Genomic DNA, 19,452 nt, shown 5'->3' with positions numbered 1-19,452 from the left:
TGAGGGTTCAGGCGCCAGGCTTGGTCCACGGCGCTCGCCAGTCCGGATGTCTGCCCTTCTGCCGCCTGGGCGGAAAAGCCGGCGAGCACGCCGACGGCAAGAATCGCCACCAGCCTCAGTTGGCGAGAGACGATCGAATTCATGTGTGCCGCGCAGCGAGAAACCGGATGCGCCGACGGCGCGCACCATCCTGAAAATTCTGGGCATCAGTTTCCACCGCATTCGCTCCTGTTCGACGACGAGCGAATTCTGCGCAAGCGCGCCTGACCGCATACTGACCGCCAGATTACATTTCTGTAATCTGGCGGGATTGCCTGGACTGCCAGCGCAGAATGGCGCCAAGCGCAACGCTGGAGACGCTCATGAACTGACGTTCAGACACTCTCCTTTCCCGCCGGCCGCGGTTTCCTCGCTGGCGATGGCTGGGCAAGACGAGCTTGGCATTTTTTCAGCGCCGGTCGAGGCTGGGTCAGCGAACTCAGCACTGCAAACGCCGATCCTGCACGGGAACGGGCATTACGAATTGACCGAAGCTCGGGTCGCAGGCGTCGCGCGCGGGCAGTCCGAGAGATTGCATGTGCCGCCGTTGAGCGAGAAACCACGCGGCCGTCACGGCACCCTCTCTGCGGGGCGTGATGGCCATCCGTGGAAAGCACTCCCGCCACAGCAGGGCGAGCAGTTGCGCCAAGGCTTAAGCGGTGGAGCGAAGCTGCATCCACCGTTCGAGCGCAGGCTTCGGCCGTTGCCACCGCCTGGTTAGTTCCCACCGGCGCTTCAGATGGTGAAACAAGGGAACGATCCCCCGGCGCTCGGCGTAAATCTTCACCACCTGTTGGGCCGACAAGTCGGTCTCGGTCGCCAGAATCAAGCGTGGGCGCGAACAGGTCTAATCGGACACGAATGTTTCGCACCACACCGCGCCGACTGGAAGCCCCTCAGGAATCGCGCAATGGCGATGAGGGAGCGCACCCGAACCCGCTGCACCTCACCGCACCACATCCGTTTTATCTCCTGCGCCGGCAAGGTTTCGAGCATCACCATCGACCCGCTGGCCGTATTTGCGCTTGCGTCCTTGGCGTTTCGGCTCGGGTCCGGGCGGAAGAAGCAAGGCCGTATCTCGCCGCACCTGCCCGATGATGCGGACCTGTTGTTCGACCAAGGGCGGAATCAAACGGCGCCGCATGAACCAGGCATCGATCAGCAGGCACACACCCCCCTTGACGTGTCCTCGGACTGAGTCCATCAACTCGCGTGCCCCCCAGAGCTTGCCGCGCTGCCCCGAATCTTCGAGCAGCCGTGAGCGAATCGGCACCGTCAGTACCGAGCCCAGCCGGATGCGAACGACCAGAGCCAGCGTGACCCGGCATTGGCTGCTCGAATGGCCCCGATGGCACGCGTGACCGAGCCGTCCCGGTTAAGGAGGCAGCCGATCAGCCCTTCAACGACGGTTCGGCGGGAACGTGGTGGCACCGCCAGCAAAAGGAAGGAGAGCCATTTCGAGAGCAGCAAGCAAACGTCGACAGCGCGCGGCGACCTCACGACTCCCATGTCATGTCGAGTCCCTTTTTTGCACTTTTCGAAATTCCCCTTTTTTGCGCCGGCCGAGCGCCCCTGGCATCCGCCGGCAACCGCGAGTGTTTAAACTTCCGTCATCTATCGAAAAGCCTTTCCGTCCAAACAAACGCGTCCAGCTCTGTGAAAGGTATGCTGATATGCCAACGTGTGAGGATTGAATGCGTACCTGAAGGGACACCATGCACGTCAGGAACACACGGGGAATCATCGGCCTGTTCGCCACGACACTCAGCCTGCCGCTCGCTGGCGCAGCCCAGGCCGAAGCGGAATCCCCTGGCGACGGCTGGCGTGGCCTCTTTGTCAATAACGTCACACTTCAGCAAGGCAGCAAGGCAGCTCTACCTAGCCAGCCCAGCCCGGATCGGGCCAATCTCGTTACGCGGCGCGGCGCCCGACTGAGCGACTTTCTCCAGTTGTCGTTCAAAAACGGCGACTGGACCTGGATGGCAGCCTACAGTGACAGCCGCACACTGGGTGCCGGGAATGCCTATTCCTTGACCAACCCGATGACCTTCGGCGTCAATACCGTGGAAACCACAGATCATCGCGGCAAGGCTGTCAATGAAAAATCCGGCCTGCGCGAGCTGGCTGCCACCTACGACAAGAACGGCACCTTACTGATGTTCGGCAAGATCGATACCGCCAACTGGTATCTTGCCGATCCCCTCTTTGCCGGTGACCTGCTGCATGGCAACGACTATGCAAACGCCGCCACTCGTGTCGTCGCCCCGCCCTTTCCTTCCCTCGCCCTGGTCACCAAACGGGATTACGGCAACGGCCTGGCGCTGACCGGCATCGCCGGCGACGCCTTCGGTAATCGCGAAACCCTCGACGCCGGCCGCAACCTGTTCAAGGGCGACCTGGCCTACGTCCTGGAAGCGAATTATCAGGACCAGAAACAGCACTACCAATTGACACTCAACCGTATCGACGCCTTCCACCACTACGACAAGGATGCCGTCTGGCCGGGTCCGGGCGACAAAGCGCCGAAGGTTGATGCCGTGATGGCAACAGCCAGCTATCGCTTCGACCAACATTGGGCCAGTTTTGGCCGCCTCAGCTATGCACGGGGTGCGGGACAACTGGAGGATCTCAACTATCTGGCCGGTGTGCGTTACGACCGCGGTCAGTTCTATGCCCTGCTCTCGCAATCCGCAACGCGCGTCGGCAGCAGCCATACGCCCTATTCGCGGGGCGCCAAGGGCGATTACACTTACGTCAGCGAACTGACACTCAACTACAAAATACACCCGGTGGCCACCCTCGGCCTGACCTATGACCTATACAGCAGTAGCGGCGATACTCTCCTCGCCAAGGATGGCGGCTGGAACGGCGCCAAGCGCAACCAGGTCATCGGCCTGCGCATAACCTCCTTCCTGCCTTTCTGAAGAATGAAGGATAGGAAATCGAAGCTACGCCGGTCGATGCCGGGCTGCTCGGCACTGCAAACGCTGATCCCGCCCGGGAAAAGGCATTACGAATCGACCGGATATCGGGTGGCAGGCGTCGCGCACGCGAAGCCCGAGAAATTGCATGCGCAGCCATTGAGCGAAACGCCCTGCGCTGATCCTGGGACCCTTTCTCCAGGGCGCGAACAGGTATGATCGGGCAGCAAGATCTCGCACCACACCGCGCGGAGTAGAAGGACCTTCAGGAATCGCGCGACGGCAAGGAGGGGGCGCACCCGAATCCGTCGTACTTTGCCGAGCAAACGTTGGCAGCGCGAGACATGAGGAAAAGTCCGGGATCGAAGATGATCCCTCATTGGTCGCCGCGCGCTGCTTGCCGACAAACCATGTGCAAGCAGGGCGCGGCGACCTCACGATTTCCATCGTCATAACACGTCCTTTGCTCCACTTTTCGGAATTTTTTGCGCCGGCCAAGGACCGCTCACCTCCGCCGGCGACCGCGAGTGTCTAAACTTCATGCTCATGAAAATACTGGTGGTCGAAGACGAAATCAAAACCGGGGATTACTTGCGACAAGGTTTGAGCGAGGCCGGCTTCGTCGTCGACCTGGCGCGCGACGGCCTGGACGGGCTGCATCTCGCGCTGACCGATGCCTATGACCTGGCGATCCTGGATGTCATGCTGCCCGGCATCGACGGCTGGGCCGTACTGCAAGGTATTCGTCGGGCCGGCAAGGACATGCCGGTGCTCTTTCTGACGGCGCGCGATCAGGTGCAGGAACGCGTTCGTGGCCTGGAGCTGGGGGCCGACGACTACATGGTGAAGCCTTTCGCTTTTGCGGAACTGCTGGCGCGCGTGCGCATCCACCTGCGGCGCGGCAGCCAGGCGAAGGAGTCCGAGTACCTGCGCATGGCCAATCTCGAACTCGACCTGATGCGACGGCGGGCCACCCGCTCGGGCAAGCGAATCGATCTGACCGCCAAGGAATTCGCCCTGCTGGAACTGCTGTTGCGTCGCCAGGGAGAGGTCTTGCCGCGCTCGCTGATCGCCTCGCAGGTCTGGGACATCAACTTCGACAGCGATTCCAATGTGATCGAAGTCGCGATGCGCCGCTTGCGGGCAAAAGTCGACGACGGTTTCGAACCCAAGCTGATTCGCACCGTGCGCGGCATGGGCTACGTGCTGGAGATTGCCGAGTGAAGCCCGCCGGACGCCGATCGATCACTTTTCGCCTGACCTTGCTGTTCGCTTCGGCCTCGGCCGCCGTACTGCTGGTGCTTGGGCTGTTGATCGGCAACCTGGTCGAGCGCCATTTTGACGAGCAGGACATGGAGGTGCTGCAAGGCAAGATGGAGCTGACCCGGCACGCCCTGGAAAAGATTCGTCTGGCCAGCGATCTGCAGGCTTTGCCGCAACAACTGGATGACTCTCTGGTCGGCCATCACGGTCTGGCAGTTGCCGTCGTGGCAGCTTCGGGACAGACCCTGTTCCTTACCCACGGTGGCGAGTTTCCACAAGCGCTGCTTGCGAACACTTCCGATACGCCGAACGCGCGTCCGATCATCTGGAAAGCGAAGGACGGCGTACCCTTGCGCGGGATTTCGCAAACGGTTCGGACTGGCATCGAGGACGCGCAGCCGGTTGTAGTCGCGGTGGCAACCGACATCTCCCACCATGAGCATTTCATGCGTTCGTTCCGCAGCACGCTGTGGTCGGTTGTCGTCCTCGCCGCTCTGATTACCGGGCTGCTCGGGTGGATGGCGGTCAGACGCGGGCTGGCGCCCCTGCATGCGATCAAGCGCGAAGCTGCCGCGATTACGGCAGATCGGCTGCATTCCCGGCTCCCTACCGAAGCGATCCCGGTGGAACTGGTGGACCTGGCCGACACGCTGAACCAGATGCTGTCGCGTCTGGAGGATTCTTTCCGGCGATTGTCTGACTTTTCGTCGGATATCGCCCACGAGCTGCGCACGCCGGTGAGCACCCTGCTGACGCAGACCCAGGTCATGCTGTCGCGTGCCAGGACGGTCGACGAATACCAGGACGTCCTCGCGTCCAATGCGGAAGAACTGGAACGTATGGGAAAGATGATTGCCGACATGCTGTTTCTCGCCAAGGCCGACAACGATCTGGTGGTTCCGCATCTCGAAACGGTCGACCTGCGGGCGGAGGCAGAAGCGCTCGCATCCTTTTACGAAGCGCTCGCCGAGGAGAACGGCGTCACCTTGACGGTGGAAGGAAACGCGACTGCGGGTGGCGACCGTTTGATGCTGCGCCGGGCGATCGGCAACCTGCTGTCGAATGCCTTCGGACATACGCCGCGCGGGGGCTACGTTCGGGTCCGGATCGGCGTGCAGGGCGATCGAATTGCAACGATCGCGGTCGAGAACTCCGGTGAGGCGATCCCGCCGGAGCATCTGCCGCGTCTCTTCGACCGCTTTTTCCGTACCGATCCTTCGCGGCAGCGTCTTGCCGAAGGCGTTGGTCTGGGGCTGGCCATCACGCGCTCGCTGATTCAGGCGCACGGTGGCGTGGCGAGCGTGCGCTCGGCCAAGGGTGTAACCGTTTTCGAGCTGCAGATTCCGCTTGGGCCCGTCCTCGCACACGCCTGAGTCGTCACGCTGCAGCAAATCGCGCCAGCCCTCAGGCGCGCGGCTGCTTGAGCGCCGGTGCAGATGAAGACAGGCACCGGGAACGAGAAAGTTCGGAAAGGATTTGCCCACAGCGACCAAGCCGCCGTCGCGCCGCGCAATGATCTCCCGCTCGCTTCGGTCACCCCTTCACGCACACCACCTGGCGCAGGGTGTGGACCACCTCGACCAGCGAACGCTGGGCGTGCATCACCGCGTCGATGTCCTTATACGCGAGCGGTATCTCGTCGAGTACGTCCTTGTCCTTGCGGCATTCGACGTGCGCCGTTGTGCGTTCCTGATCGGCGACCGTGAAGCGGCGGCGAGCTTCGTTGCGGCTCATCACACGACCGGCGCCGTGGCTGCACGAGCAGAACGACTCGGGGTTGCCGAGGCCGCGCACGATGTAGCTGCGCGCCCCCATCGAGCCCGGAATGATGCCGAGTTCGCCGCGCCGCGCCGAGACCGCACCCTTGCGCGTGACGAAAACTTCGCTCGCGAAGTGCGTTTCCTTCTGCACGTAGTTGTGGTGACAGTTCACCGCTTCGACATCGATGGCGAAAGGCTTGCTGATCACCCGGCGCGCTGCCGTGATCAGGTTGCTCATCATCGCCACCCGGTTGCAGCGCGCGTAGTCCTGCGCCCAGGCAACCGCCTCCAGGTAATCGGCAAAATGCGCGCTGCCCTCTTCCAGGTAGGCCAGGTCGCGGTCGGGCAGGTTGGCGATATGCTGCCGCATGTCGGCCTGCGCCAGTTCGATGAACCTGCTGCCGATCGCGTTGCCAACGCCGCGCGAGCCCGAGTGCAGCATGAACCAGACCTGCTCGGCTTCGTCCAGGCAGACTTCGATGAAGTGGTTGCCCGTTCCCAGCGTTCCCAGGTGCTTGTGGTTGTTGGTGTTTCTCAGGCTGGGCGTCTTCTCGACGAGGCGCTGGAAGCGCGGCAGCAGTTGGCCCCAGAGCGCGTTGACCGACTCCGGCGGGTTCTCCCAGCTCCCTTCGTCGCGCCGGCCGCGACCGACCGTGCGACCATGCGGCACCGCCTGTTCGATGGCGCTGCGCAGTCCGTGCAGATTGTCCGGCAGGTCGGCGGCGGCGAGCGTCGTGCGCGTGGCGATCATGCCGCAGCCGATGTCGACACCGACTGCCGCCGGAATGATGGCGCCGCGCGTCGGGATGACGCTGCCAATCGTCGAACCCTTGCCGAGATGCACGTCGGGCATCACCGCCAGGTGGCGAAAGATGAACGGCATGCGTGCGGTGTTGATCAACTGCTGGCGCGCGGCGTCCTCGACCGGCACGCCGACCGTCCACATCTTGATTGGCGCAGCGTCGGGCAAGCGGACGATCTCGACCGCTTCGTCGCTGATGCTGTTCTGGCTCATACCTGGCTCCCATGGTCTTCCGGCGCGAATTGCGCGTTCCCGGCAGTCGCACGCTGTCCTTCGGCAACGTCGGCGAGCGCCGACGAGTTCCTGATCCGCTGTCCGGCGATCTGCGCCTGACGGGCGGCTGCCTTGCGCGCCCTCTCGCGAGCGCGACACGCGGCGCAGCGAACCGCGGTGCTGAACACGTCGCCGGCCGCCACTTCGTACCACCATTTCTGACGCTCTGCGCGCCAGATGCTCTCGGCGCCGCAGTCTACGCAGCGGAACGCCAGGTCAGTGTAGTAGCCGCGGCGGACGAACTCGGGCTCGCCGTAGCTGTTGTACGGCCGCAGCAGCGCCGGGCTGACCGCCGCGCTGCCTGGCGGCCGCAGGTCTACGCTTTGTCGCTGATCGGCGGCCAGCCGCAGTGTCTTGCGCCGGCGGCGGGCAGCGATGATCTCCGCCCGTCGCTGCTTGCCACTACGCAGCGCATTCGTTTTCCGGGGAGAAACCTTGTTGGCCTGTGCTTTCATTGTCTCTTCTCTCGATCTTCTCTACCAGTCTCACGCGTCCTGAGCTCCGCTTCTCCGGGTGTGCCGACAACGACCGATCGGCTGTCGTGGAGCAAGGTGGACCGCGGGAACCCGCTGCAGACGCCCAGCGTGCTGCGCTGCCCGGCGGCTGTACAGCGAAACCTGTGCCAGACCGCGACGCGCCGCCATCGATCGATCAAGGGACTGATCGGTAACGCCAAAGCGCGCGCCGGGCAGAGCGCGGGATGGGCGCAGCAGATCGATATAAGTAGAATTCTCGATAAGCATTTATCGGGAGCGATAGGCACATGAAGAAGACGGCGGTCATCGGTTTTCTCGGGACGCAACTCGACTACGGCGGGCGTGGGGCAATGCGCTGGGCAAAGTGGCGGCCAACAGTCGCGCTGTGCCAGCAGGACGATCTGCCGATCGACCGCCTGCATCTGCTGCACGACGAGCGCAGCCGGGGTCTGGCCGAGCGGGTCAGTCTCGATATCGCCGAGGTTTCGCCGAGAACCGAGGTCTGCCGGGTCGAAATCGGCTTGCGTGATGCGTGGGATTTCGAGGAAATGTACACCACGCTGCACGACTTTGCGCGCGCCTATCCGTTCTCGACGGACGATGAGGACTACCTGATCCACATCACGACCGGCACGCACGTGGCGCAGATTTGCTGGTTTCTGCTCGCCGAGACGCGCTACCTGCCGGCGCGCCTGCTGCAGATGTCGCCACCGCGAAAGGGGGGAGAAGAGGCGGCGGCGCGTGTGGGCAGCTACGCGCTGATCGACCTCGACCTGTCGCGCTACGACAAGATCGCGCAGCGCTTTCGCCACGAACAGGCGGACACGCAGGTCTTCCTGAAATCGGGCATCGCAACGCGCAACGCTGACTTCAACGCGATGATCGAGCGCCTCGAGCGCGTTGCCGGACGCTCGCGCGCGCCGCTGCTGCTGGTTGGCCCGACCGGCGCCGGCAAGTCGTTTCTGGCGCGCCGGGTGTATGAATTGAAGCGGCAAAAGCAGCGCATTGGCGGACGCTTCGTCGAAGTGAACTGCGCCACGCTGCGTGGCGACGCGGCGATGTCAGCGCTTTTTGGGCATGTGCGCGGCGCCTTCACCGGCGCGCAAGGCGAGCGCATCGGCTTGCTGCGCGCAGCCGACGGTGGTCTGCTCTTTCTCGACGAGATCGGCGAACTGGGTCTGGACGAACAGGCGATGCTGCTCAAGGCGGTCGAGGAAAGGCGCTTCTTTCCGCTCGGCAGCGACCGCGAGTCGGGCAGCGATTTCCAGCTCATTGCCGGAACCAATCGCGATCTGCGCCGCGGCGTGCGCGAGGGGCGCTTCCGCGAGGATCTGCTGGCGCGCATCAATCTGTGGACCTTCGAACTGCCGGGCCTCAGCGCGCGCCTCGAGGACATCGAGCCGAATCTCGATTTCGAACTTGAACGTCATGCGCGCGAGCAAGGCCGGCAGGTCCGCTTCAACGCCGAGGCGCGCAGCGTCTATCTTGCCTTCGCGTGTTCGCCGCAGGCGCTTTGGCGGGGCAATTTCCGCGAGTTGTCGGCCTCGCTGACTCGCCTGGCAACGCTGGCCGAAGCGGGACGCATCAACCAGGCCGACGTTCGCGACGAAATCGCCCGCCTGCGCCGCGCCTGGGCGGATGAGCAAAGCGACGACCTGGCAGAACAGTTTCTCGGCGCCGGCGCCGACGAACTCGACCTGTTCGAGCGTAGCCAGCTCAACTGCGTGCTCGAGGTCTGTCGCCGCTCAGCCAGCCTGTCGGAAGCCGGCCGCAAGCTGTTCGCCGCTTCGCGCCTGCAGAAGCGCCAAGCGAACGACGCCGACCGCTTGCGCAAGTACCTGGCGCGCTTCGGCCTCGACTGGGCAGCGCTGGCGGCGAGCCGCCCAGCCGCGTGAGCCGGACGCAGCCGCCGCGCACCCGCTGGCGGCGCAGGCAAGCGCCTTTACACGCCTGCCGGTGCGCGCAACAATTGAAGCGCGAAGTACCCAACGTCAATTTCACTGCCGCCAAGGAGACTGCCGATGTTCAGCCAGGCTACCCTCAGCTTCCTCGACGAACTTGCTGCAAACAATAACCGCGAGTGGTTTGCCGCCAATCAGGCGCGCTATGAAAGCCTGGTGCGTGAACCGGCGCTCGCCTTCATTGCGGCCATGGCGCCCGAGCTGGCAAGCTTTGCGCCACACTTTCGCGCCGAGGCACGCAAGATCGGCGGTTCGCTGATGCGCGTGCAGCGCGACACGCGCTTCGCCCGCGACAAGCGCCCGTACAAGACGAACATTGGCATCCACTTTCGCCATCAGCTCGGCAAGGACGTGCACGCGCCCGGCTTCTACGTGCATATCGCAAGCGACGGCTGCTTCCTCGGCGCCGGGTGCTGGCACCCCGAGCCCGACGCCCTGGCGCGCATCCGCACGCACATCGCCGAACACCCCGAACGCTGGTTCGCGGCGCGCGACGAGCGCCAGTTCGCCGCGCACTGGGCGCTCGCCGGCGAGTGCCTGAGCCGCCCGCCGCGTGGCTACGCCACCGACCATCCGGCGATCGACGACCTCAAACGCAAGGATTTCATCGCGCTCGCCCCGCTGGCGATTGCCCAGGCGACCGATCAGGCGTTGCTTCCACTGGCCGCGCGACGCTTCGCCGAGGCCGCCCCGCTGATCAGCTTCCTTTGCGCGGCGCTGGGCGCGCCCTACTGAGAAGCGGGAACAACGGCGGGCAGCCGATCAACGGGGTCGATCTGCGCACCGCCTCGCCTCGTCGCCCGCACCGTCTGCGGCGCTGACGTGCATCCGATCGCCGCTGCCCAGCGTATCTTCAGCGTGCGGCACAGATTTGGCTGTGCCCTTTCGGGCCGATAAAGCGAGGGAAAGGAGGCAGGAATGATCAGAATCATGGCAAGAATCAAGGCGCGCGCTGGACAGGAGGCGGCGCTGCGCTCGGTTTTGCGCGAGCTGTGCACGCCAAGCCGTAACGAAAGTGGATGCCTGAGCTACGAGCTGTTCGAAAACGAGGACGATCCGCTCGAGTTCGTCACCGTCGAGCAATGGCGCGATCAGGCGGCGGCCGACGCGCATCTGGCTTCTGCGCACGTTGCGGCAGCGATTGCCCTGGCCAGCGAACGACTGGCGCAGGCGCCGCTGATCCATCGCTTTCGCGCGATCGCCTGAGGCGCGTGTTCGCTACCGACCGCGCTGCGGGCTGACCGACGCCTTGCCCTTGCAGCCAAGCGCTGCCCATGCCAATTGGAGAGAAGCCAATGTTGAAAGGACTGATGCAGGACCAACCGTTGCTCATTTCATCGCTGATCGAACACGCAGCGCGCTTTCATCCGCGCGGCGAAATCGTTTCGCGCACGAACGAGGGTCCCATCCATCGCTGCACCTACGCCGACATCCACCGGCGCGCCAGGCAACTGGCCAATGCCTTGGCGGGCCTTGGCGTGCACGGTGGAGATCGCATCGCCACGCTGGCCTGGAACGGCTATCGGCACATGGAACTGTATTACGGCGTTTCCGGCATGGGAGCGATCCTGCACACGATCAACCCGCGCCTGTTTCCCGAACAGATCGAATACATCGTCAATCATGCCGAGGATCAGTTGCTGTTCTTCGACCTCAGCTTCGTACCCCTGGTCGAACGGCTGGCCAAGGTTTTGCCGACCGTCCGCGGCTTCGTCGTGATGACCGACCGCGCGCATTTTCCGGAGTGCAGCATCCCCGGCCTGCTCTGCTACGAAGATCTGCTGGCGGCGCAGACGAGTGACTACGAATGGCCGCAGTTCGACGAAAACACGGCTTCGTCGCTCTGCTACACCTCCGGCACGACGGGCAACCCGAAGGGCGTCCTTTACTCGCACCGCTCGTCGGTACTCCACTCCTGGGCCGCCTGCGCGACCGACGGCCTGGCCATCGGCAGCAGCGAAACGGCGCTGCTCGTCGTTCCGATGTTTCATGTCAACGCCTGGGGCATGCCCTACGCCGGCGCCATGTGCGGTGCCCGCCTGGTCATGCCGGGTCCGGCGCTCGACGGCAAGAGCGTCTATCAACTGCTGCGCGACGAGCAGGTGACGCTGGCGCTCGGCGTTCCCACGGTGTGGATGATGCTGCTGCAACATGTCGACAGCGAACGCCTGAACCCGGCCGACGAACTCCGCCTGCGGCGCGTCGTGATCGGCGGCTCGGCGGCGCCGCGCGCAATGATCGAACGCTTCGCGACGACCTTCGGCGCTTTCGTCGTACACGCCTGGGGAATGACCGAGATGTCGCCGCTTGGAACGGTGTGCAATCTGTTGCCCAAACACGCCGGGTATTCGCTTGACCAGCGACTGAGCCTCCAGGAGAAGCAGGGGCGGGCGGTGTATGGCGTCGAACTGAAGATCGTCGACGACGCGCTCGCCAGCTTGCCGCACGACGGCGTCGCTGCCGGCCATCTGCTCGTGCGCGGACCTTGGATTGCCCGGTGCTACTACCGCGACGACGATTCCGCCGTGCTCGACGATGCGGGCTTTTTCGATACCGGCGATGTGGCGACCATCGACCCTGACGGCTACATGCAGATCACCGACCGCTCGAAAGATGTGATCAAGTCGGGCGGCGAATGGATTTCTTCGATTGCCCTGGAAAACGCAGCGATCGGCCACCCGGCAGTCGCCGAAGCCGCCGTCATCGGCGTGCCGCACGCCAAGTGGCAGGAACGGCCATTGCTGATCGTCGTGAGAAAAGTCGGCCAGGCGCTCGAGCGCGCCAGCCTGCTGGAGTTTCTGGCCGGCAAGGTAAGTCCGTGGTGGCTGCCCGACGATGTCGCTTTCGTCGACGAACTGCCGCATACCGCGACCGGCAAGCTGCATAAACTGCGCCTGCGCGAAATGTTTCGCGACTACCGCCTGCCCACCAGCCGGTAGGCGAGCTTGCCGATCGGCGCCCGTCGCGCGCCACCGCGTGGCCGGCCGCAAGCGCGGATGAGCCGAACGCAAGCCAGAAAAAAAACGCCAGGCTGGGCATACCTTGCCCAGCCTGGCGGTTTCTGCGCAGCCGCGGCGGCTACTGCCTGGCCGCCGCGGGCTGCTGCTGGTCGCTTACGATGACCTGCGCTTAGTGGCTGGCACCCGAAGCGCCAAAGCCGGTCTGCGCACGCACGTACTGGTCTTCGAAGGCGTCGGACTCAGCCTTCGCCCGCGCACTCGTGTCGCTCTTCGACATGACGTAGGCAAGGATGAAGGCGATCGGCATGGCGAACAGGGCCGGCTGCGTATAGGGGAACAGAGCTGCCTTGTTGCCCAGCACGTCGACCCACACCGACTTCGAGAAGAGCACGAAGAGCACGGCTGAAATGACGCCGCCGTAGCCACCCCAGAGCGCGCCACGCGTGCTCAGTCCCTTCCAGTACATCGAGAGGATGAGGACCGGGAAGTTCGCGGCAGCAGCGACGCCGAAGGCCAGGCCGACCATGAACGCGATGTTCATCTTCTCGAACATGATGCCGAGAACGATGGCCAGCAAGCCAAGGCCGATCGTCGCGAAGCGCGAAACGCGGATTTCTTCCGCCTCGGTCGCCTGCCCCTTGCGAATGACGCGGGCGTAGATATCGTGCGAGATGGCCGATGCGCCAGCCAGCGCCAGACCGGCAACGACCGCCAGAATGGTGGCAAAGGCGACCGCCGCCAGGAAGCCGAGCAGCATGTTGCCGCCGACCGCCTTGGCCAGGTGCATGGCGACCATGTTGCCGCCGCCGATCAGCTTCTTGCCGACTTCGCCACCTTCGAAGAAATCGGGGTTCTGGCCGACGATAATGACCGCGCACAAGCCCATCAGGAAGATGACGTTGAAGAAGAAGCCGACGAAACCGGAAGCGTAGAGCACCGATTTGCGCGCTTCCTTGGCGTTGCCGACGGTGAAGAAGCGCATCAGGATGTGCGGCAGGCCGGCCGTACCGAACATCAGGCCCAGACCGAGCGAGATGGCGGTGACCGGATCGGCGAGCAGACTGCCCGGAGCCATCAGTTTCGGACCGAGCTTATGGACCGCTTCCACCTTCTGCAGCAGGTCGGTGAAGGAAAAGCCGAACTGGCTGTAGGCCAGGATCAACGTCACCGTACCGCCGAAAAGCAACATGCACGCCTTGATGATCTGCACCCAGGTGGTTGCCACCATGCCGCCGAAGGTGACGTAGACCATCATCAGGATGCCGACGACGAAGATCGCGATGTTGTAGTCCAGGCCAAACAGCAGCTTGATCAACTGGCCAGCGCCAACCATCTGGGCAATCAGATAGAAGACGACGACGACCAGCGACGAGATCGCGGCCATCGTCCGCACCTTGCCCTGGTCGAGCCGATACGAAGTGATGTCGGCAAAGGTGAACCGCCCCAGGTTGCGCAAGCGCTCGGCCATCAGGAAGAGGATGATCGGCCAGCCGGCGAAGAACGCCAGCATGTAGATGTAGGCGTCATAACCCTGGGTGTAGGCCATCGCCGTCAGCCCGAGCAGCGTGGCGGCCGACATGTAGTCGCCGGCAATCGCCAAGCCGTTCTGGAAGCCGGTAATCCCGCCACCGGCGGTATAGAAGTCGGCAGTCGACTTCGTCCGGCTGGCGGCCCAGTAGGTGATCCCCATCGTCATCGCGACGAAGATCAGGAACATGATGATGGCGTGCCAGTTGGTCGCCTGCTTGGCACCGCCGGCATCCATCGCCGGGCCGGCGAAGGCCAGGCCGTGGAGGAGGAGCAGGGAAAGCGCGGAAAGGACTCTCGACATCATAGCTTCTCCTTTTGGGCTTCCTTGATCAGTTGCTGGGTCAGCTCGTCGAACTCGCCGTTGGCTCGGCGGACGTAGACGACCGTCGTCAGCCAGAAGAAGACGAAGAGGCACAGCTCGATCGTGTAGCCGATCGGCCACATCGACCCCTCGGCAATCTTCTGCCCGAGCAGCGCCGGGCTGAAGGCGACCAGCAGAAAGAAGCCGTAGAACAGAACCAACACGATGGCCGCCAGCGTCCACGCGAAGCTGCCGCGCTTGCGAACCAGTTCCTGGAATTTGGGATTGACCCGCATTCGCTCGTACATCACGCTACTCATTCTATTTATCCTCCTGTTTTGTTCTCTTGCAGCGGTTGATTCCCGCGGATTGACCAGGTATTGACAGGACTGTCTCCTCGCCGCGGCGAATACTACCCCAGAAAAAAGCCCTGTTCAATTCCGTCGTTCTGCGACTTTCGCGCTGCACGACGCCTTCCGCCACCGATTTCCAGCGCCCAGAGCAGCCACCACGAGCGTGACGAGCGGCGCCGCGTCGCCTTCCTCGGTCGCCCGGCCGCTCGCTCGCTCAGTCTGCTTACTCGCCGAAATGGCGCAGACCGGCGAGATCGAGGATGGTCAGCGTTCCGTAATCGACCCGGAGAAGGCTGGCTTCTTCGAGTCGGTGCAGCGCCTGGTTGACGCGCTGGCGCGACATTCCGGCCAGCAGGCCGATCTCCTCCTGCGAGATGCGCAGCGTCAGGCTGCTGCCCGGATAGAGCAGCGGGTTGAACATCGACGCCAGGCAGCGGGCAAGGCGGGCGTCCGGATCGAGCAGTCTTTCATGCTCGAGCATGCCGATGAACTGACCGAGACGCTCGTTGAGCTGCATCAGCAGGAAGCGGTTGAACGAGATACTGTGATCGAGCATCTCCTGAAAGCGTGCGCGCTTCATGTACACGATGCGCGACTCGCGCAGGGCGATCACATCGTAGCGCCGCACTTCGTCCTTGAGGAGCGAGCCTTCGCCGAACCAGCTACCGCTCGACAGACCGATGAAACTGGTCGTCTTGCCGCTGCTCCAGTTGCTCGCCATCTTGACCAGCCCATCGACGATTCCCAGCCAGTGCTCGACGGGCTCGCCTTGCATGCAGACATAGCCGCCAGCCGGAATCGTGCGCACCAGGCAATCCTTCTTGATCTGCTCGAGTTGGTCAGCGGACAGTCCGCTGGCCCAGACCGACGCCTGCAGCATTTCATCGAGTGAATCCATGGACGGCTCGCTGCTCAGAAAGATCGCCAATTGTCTCGTGAACGACAATCAGCGGTGATGCGCTCGCTTAGACTTGCCCAAACCTCCGCCGCGCCAGCGCAGTTCGCCCGCTTGGCGTGCCGACCGTACAATGAGTCGATACAAAAAAAAGGGGTTAGAATCGCAGCAGACAAATAAGTAGGGTAAGCGGGCCGCCCGGTTCGGCGGTCAAAGCACCGGAGGAGACAAGATGCCGGAACTGGCCTCGACGCAGGCGCTGGATACTTTTCCGCGCCTGCTGTTTCACCATGCGCAGGTGCGTGCGTCCAAGACGGCCATGCGCGAGAAGGATCTGGGTATCTGGCAGTGCTGGACTTGGCTGGAGGTGGCTGCCGAGGTCCGCGCACTGGCCTGCGGTCTGGCCGAAATGGGTTTCACGCGCGGCGAAAACCTGGCCATCGTCGGCGACAATCGGCCGCGCATGTACATGATGATGGCCGCCGTACAGTGCTTGGGCGGCGTGCCGGTGCCGCTCTACCAGGACGCGGTGGCGAACGAACTGCTCTTCGTCCTGCTCGACGGCGAAATCCGCTTCGCATTCGTCGAGGACCAGGAACAGGTCGACAAGGTGCTCGAGATCCAGGCGCAACTGCCGCACCTCGAACATGTCTTCTACGACGACGCACGCGGCATGCGGCACTACACGCAAGCCTTCATTCACGACGTACGCGAGTTGATGGCGATGGGCAAGATCCACCATCGCAACCATCCCGACTTGCTCGCCGAGGCGATCGCCAATGGCCACGCCGACGATGTGAGCGTGATGCTCTACACTTCGGGAACGACCGGCAAACCGAAAGGCGTTCGCCTGACCCACCGCGCCTTCATCGCGGCGGCGCAGGGCGGGGTCGATTTCGACGACCTTACCGATTCCGAGGACATCCTCTCCTACCTGCCGATGGCCTGGGTCGGCGACCACCTGTTCTCGTATGCGCAGGCGATGGTCGCCGGGTTCACGATCAACTGCCCGGAGTCGGCCGAGACGGTAATGAACGATCTGCGCGAGATCGGTCCGACCTACTACTTTGCGCCACCACGCGTGTTCGAGAACCTGCTCACTCAGGTGATGATCCGGATGGAGGATGCAAGCCGGGTCAAACAGAAGATGTTTCACTATTTCATGGCGGTTGCCCGCCGCTGCGGAGCTGAAATCCTCGATCGGCGACCGGTCGGGCTGGCCGACCGCCTGCGCTATGCGCTCGGCCGGGTGTTCGTCTATGGCCCGCTGAAGAACGTCCTCGGCATGAGCCGCATCCGGGTCGCGTATACCGCTGGAGCGGCGATCGGGCCTGACCTGTTCCGCTTCTACCGCTCGATCGGCATCAACCTGAAGCAGCTCTACGGACAGACGGAAACCTGCGCCTACGTCTGCCTGCAGCCGGACGGCCAGATCAAGTTCGACAGCGTCGGCCGGCCAGCGCCGGGAGTCGAGGTGCGCATCGCCGAAAACGGCGAAATTCTCGTCAAGGGAGCAATGCTGCTCAAGGAATACTATCGGCGCCCGGACGCGACGGCCGAGGCGATCAACGCCGACGGTTACTTCATGACCGGCGACGCCGGGCTGTTCGACGATGACGGCCACCTGAAGATCATCGACCGCGCCAAGGACGTCGGCAAGCTGGCGAACGGCGCGATGTACGCGCCGAACTATATCGAGAACAAGCTGAAGTTCTTCCAGCACATCAAGGAAGCGGTCGTTTTCGGCGATCGCCGGACGATGGTCTGCGCTTTCGTCAACATCGACATCGGCGCCGTCGGCAACTGGGCCGAGCGGCGCGGCATCGCCTACTCGGGCTATACCGATCTGGCGGCGAAGCCCGAGGTGTATGGCCTGATCGAAGAGTGCATCGAACAGGTCAATCGCGAACTGGTCGGCGAGGGCGTCCTGGGCGATTCGCAGATCCATCGTTTCCTGATCCTGCACAAGGAACTCGACCCCGATGACGACGAGCTGACGCGTACGCGCAAGGTGCGGCGCAATTTCGTCGCCGAGAAATACGCCGTGCTGATCGAAGCGCTGTACGCCGGCCGGCAGAGTCAGTTCATCGAGACCGCCGTCAAGTTCGAGGACGGAAGACAGGGCAAGGTCGCCGCCGACCTGGTGATCCGCGACGTGCGGACCTTCCCGCTGGCGCGAAAGGCTGCCTGATGAGCCGAGAGATTGGTGAGGTCATTCTCGACCTGAAAAACGTTTCGCTCGCCTTCGGCGGCGTCAAGGCGCTGACCGACATTTCCTTCGACGTGCGCGAACACGAGATCCGCGCCATCATCGGCCCGAACGGCGCCGGCAAGAGTTCGATGCTGAACGTGATCAACGGCGTCTATCGCCCGCAGCAGGGCGAGATCGTCCTGCGCGGCAGGCGTTTCGCCCGGATGAATCCGTACAAGGCGGCGCAGGCAGGAATTTCGCGGACCTTTCAGAACATCGCGCTGTTCAAGGGGATGAGCGTCATCGACAACATCATGACCGGCCGCAACCTGAAGATCAGAACGAATCTGCTCCTCCAAGCCTTGTGGTGGGGTCCGGCCAGACGCGAGGAACTGGCGCACCGGGCCAAGGTCGAGGAAGTGATCGACTTTCTCGAAATCCAGCACATCCGCAAGACACCGGTCGGCCGCCTGCCATACGGCCTGCAGAAACGCGTCGATCTCGGTCGGGCGCTGGCCATGGAACCGAGCATCCTGCTCCTCGACGAGCCCATGGCCGGAATGAACGTCGAGGAGAAGCAGGACATGTGCCGTTTCATCCTCGATGTCAACGACCAGTTCGGTACGACGATCGTCCTCATCGAACACGACATGGGCGTCGTGATGGATATCTCCGACCGCGTCGTCGTTCTCGATTACGGCAAGAAGATTGGCGACGGCGATCCGGATGCAGTGCGCAGCAATCCGGAAGTCGTCAGCGCGTATCTCGGCGCAGGCCACTGAGGAGGGCAGACAAATGGGCTTTTTTGTCGAGACACTGATCGGTGGCCTGATGGCCGGCATGCTCTACTCGCTTGTCGCGCTCGGCTTCGTTCTGATTTTCAAGGCCTCCGGCGTGTTCAACTTTGCCCAGGGCGCGATGGTACTGTTTGCCGCGCTGGCCATGGCGCGCTTTGCCGTCTGGATCCCCGGATGGCTGGGAATCGACAACGCGCTGCTTGGCAATATCCTAGCCTTTCTCGCCGCCGGCGGACTGATGTTCGCCGTCGCCTGGGTGATCGAGCGCCTGGTTCTGCGCCACCTGGTGAATCAGGAAGGTGCAACGCTGCTGATGGCAACACTCGGCATCGCCTACATCCTGGAAGGGCTGGGCACGAGCATTTTCGGCAGCGACATCTACAAGATCGATATCGGCATGCCGAAGGATCCGGTGATGATCCTCGAAGGGACGTTCGAAGGCGGGCTGCTGATCAACAAGGAGGATTTCGTTGCCGCGCTGATCGCCGCCGTTCTGGTCGGTCTGCTCACGCTGTTCTTCCAGAAGACCTCGACCGGCCGCGCGCTGCGCGCCGTGGCCGACGATCATCAGGCGGCGCAATCGATCGGCATTCCGCTCAACCGCATCTGGGTCATCGTCTGGTGCGTCGCCGGCGTCGTCGCGCTCGTTGCCGGCGTCATCTGGGGTTCGAAACTCGGCGTTCAGTTCTCGCTCGCGACGGTCGCGCTGCGCGCCCTGCCGGTGGTGATCCTGGGCGGGCTGACCTCGGTTCCCGGCGCGATTCTCGGCGGCCTGATCATCGGTGTCGGCGAGAAGCTGTCCGAAGTCTATCTCGGCCCACATATCGGCGGCGGAATCGAGATCTGGTTCTCCTACCAGCTTGCCCTGGTCTTCCTGCTGTTCAGGCCGCAGGGCCTGTTCGGCGAGAAGATCATCGACCGCGTCTGAAC

General features: G+C 63.3%; 17 protein-coding genes. 11 read left to right on the top strand and 6 right to left on the bottom strand.

Going from position 1 to position 19,452, the window contains the following annotated elements:
- Positions 1-145: 145 nt before the first annotated feature.
- Positions 146-760, top strand: coding sequence for a hypothetical protein (locus tag Q1L59_RS05395; protein WP_300329132.1), 615 nt, complete (start codon positions 146-148; stop codon positions 758-760).
- A 225-nt stretch (positions 761-985) separates the two neighbouring features.
- Here Q1L59_RS05395 and Q1L59_RS05390 read toward each other — a convergent pair whose 3' ends face one another.
- A complete protein-coding gene (locus tag Q1L59_RS05390; protein ID WP_366145626.1) occupies positions 986-1,210 on the bottom strand; it encodes a hypothetical protein in 225 nt (74 codons plus the stop codon).
- A gap of 544 nt (positions 1,211-1,754) precedes the next feature.
- On the opposite strand from Q1L59_RS05390, the gene Q1L59_RS05385 reads away from it, so the two are divergent.
- The 3 genes from Q1L59_RS05385 (at position 1,755) to Q1L59_RS05375 (ending at position 5,596) form a co-directional block, all read left to right on the top strand.
- The gene (locus Q1L59_RS05385; RefSeq protein ID WP_300329129.1) at positions 1,755-2,963 is read left to right on the top strand and encodes a hypothetical protein; all 1,209 of its coding nucleotides are present in this window, start codon (positions 1,755-1,757) and stop codon (positions 2,961-2,963) included.
- Positions 2,964-3,506: 543 nt separating this feature from the next.
- The gene (locus Q1L59_RS05380) at positions 3,507-4,184 is read left to right on the top strand and encodes a heavy metal response regulator transcription factor (RefSeq protein WP_300329141.1); all 678 of its coding nucleotides are present in this window, start codon (positions 3,507-3,509) and stop codon (positions 4,182-4,184) included.
- Complete coding sequence (locus tag Q1L59_RS05375) at positions 4,181-5,596, top strand: heavy metal sensor histidine kinase (RefSeq protein ID WP_300329127.1); 1,416 nt, start codon at positions 4,181-4,183, stop codon at positions 5,594-5,596. The genes Q1L59_RS05380 and Q1L59_RS05375 overlap by 4 nt, the downstream gene beginning before the upstream one ends.
- Positions 5,597-5,756: 160 nt before the next feature.
- On the opposite strand, the gene Q1L59_RS05370 is transcribed toward Q1L59_RS05375, so the two are convergent.
- Together Q1L59_RS05370 and Q1L59_RS05365 are read right to left on the bottom strand one after the other, a co-directional pair.
- The gene (locus tag Q1L59_RS05370; protein ID WP_300329138.1) at positions 5,757-6,929 is read right to left on the bottom strand and encodes an RtcB family protein; all 1,173 of its coding nucleotides are present in this window, start codon (positions 6,927-6,929) and stop codon (positions 5,757-5,759) included.
- Between the two features lie 65 nt (positions 6,930-6,994).
- Positions 6,995-7,513, bottom strand: coding sequence for a zinc-ribbon domain containing protein (locus tag Q1L59_RS05365; protein ID WP_300329124.1), 519 nt, complete (start codon positions 7,511-7,513; stop codon positions 6,995-6,997).
- Positions 7,514-7,821: 308 nt separating this feature from the next.
- Here Q1L59_RS05365 and rtcR point away from each other — a divergent pair, with 308 nt between their 5' ends.
- The 4 genes from rtcR (at position 7,822) to Q1L59_RS05345 (ending at position 12,434) form a co-directional block, all read left to right on the top strand.
- The gene (gene rtcR / locus Q1L59_RS05360; protein WP_300329122.1) at positions 7,822-9,429 is read left to right on the top strand and encodes an RNA repair transcriptional activator RtcR; all 1,608 of its coding nucleotides are present in this window, start codon (positions 7,822-7,824) and stop codon (positions 9,427-9,429) included.
- A gap of 126 nt (positions 9,430-9,555) precedes the next feature.
- Entirely contained in the window at positions 9,556-10,230 is a 675-nt protein-coding gene (locus tag Q1L59_RS05355; RefSeq protein WP_300329119.1) for a DUF2461 domain-containing protein, read from the top strand.
- 183 nt (positions 10,231-10,413) lie between these two features.
- Positions 10,414-10,701 (top strand): putative quinol monooxygenase, encoded by a 288-nt coding sequence (locus tag Q1L59_RS05350; protein WP_300329116.1) that lies wholly within the window; start codon positions 10,414-10,416, stop codon positions 10,699-10,701.
- Positions 10,702-10,790: 89 nt separating this feature from the next.
- Positions 10,791-12,434 (top strand): 3-(methylthio)propionyl-CoA ligase, encoded by a 1,644-nt coding sequence (locus Q1L59_RS05345; protein WP_300329114.1) that lies wholly within the window; start codon positions 10,791-10,793, stop codon positions 12,432-12,434.
- A gap of 190 nt (positions 12,435-12,624) precedes the next feature.
- On the opposite strand, the gene Q1L59_RS05340 is transcribed toward Q1L59_RS05345, so the two are convergent.
- The 3 genes from Q1L59_RS05340 to Q1L59_RS05330 form a co-directional block, all read right to left on the bottom strand.
- Positions 12,625-14,289, bottom strand: a complete 1,665-nt coding sequence (locus Q1L59_RS05340) for a cation acetate symporter (RefSeq protein WP_300329111.1) — start codon at positions 14,287-14,289, stop codon at positions 12,625-12,627.
- Positions 14,286-14,606: a DUF485 domain-containing protein gene (locus Q1L59_RS05335; protein WP_300329108.1), complete on the bottom strand. Its 321-nt coding sequence runs from the start codon at positions 14,604-14,606 to the stop codon at positions 14,286-14,288. The genes Q1L59_RS05340 and Q1L59_RS05335 overlap by 4 nt, the downstream gene beginning before the upstream one ends.
- A 256-nt stretch (positions 14,607-14,862) precedes the next feature.
- Positions 14,863-15,537 carry a Crp/Fnr family transcriptional regulator gene (locus Q1L59_RS05330; RefSeq protein WP_300329105.1) on the bottom strand — a complete coding sequence of 225 codons (675 nt, stop codon included), beginning with the start codon at positions 15,535-15,537 and terminating at the stop codon, positions 14,863-14,865.
- A gap of 229 nt (positions 15,538-15,766) precedes the next feature.
- Here Q1L59_RS05330 and Q1L59_RS05325 point away from each other — a divergent pair, with 229 nt between their 5' ends.
- From Q1L59_RS05325 to Q1L59_RS05315, 3 genes are read left to right on the top strand one after another with little or no spacing between them, the layout of a single operon-like run.
- Positions 15,767-17,725, top strand: coding sequence for an AMP-binding protein (locus tag Q1L59_RS05325; protein ID WP_300329102.1), 1,959 nt, complete (start codon positions 15,767-15,769; stop codon positions 17,723-17,725).
- Complete coding sequence (locus tag Q1L59_RS05320) at positions 17,725-18,507, top strand: ABC transporter ATP-binding protein (RefSeq protein ID WP_300329101.1); 783 nt, start codon at positions 17,725-17,727, stop codon at positions 18,505-18,507. Before Q1L59_RS05325 ends, Q1L59_RS05320 begins: the two co-directional genes overlap by 1 nt.
- A 13-nt stretch (positions 18,508-18,520) precedes the next feature.
- Positions 18,521-19,450 (top strand): branched-chain amino acid ABC transporter permease, encoded by a 930-nt coding sequence (locus Q1L59_RS05315; protein ID WP_300329098.1) that lies wholly within the window; start codon positions 18,521-18,523, stop codon positions 19,448-19,450.
- Positions 19,451-19,452: the final 2 nt, after the last annotated feature.

Source organism: Accumulibacter sp. (assembly GCF_029255125.1).
Classification (GTDB): Bacteria; Pseudomonadota; Gammaproteobacteria; order Burkholderiales; family Rhodocyclaceae; genus Accumulibacter.
This window is presented reverse-complemented; position numbering and strand designations above follow the sequence as displayed.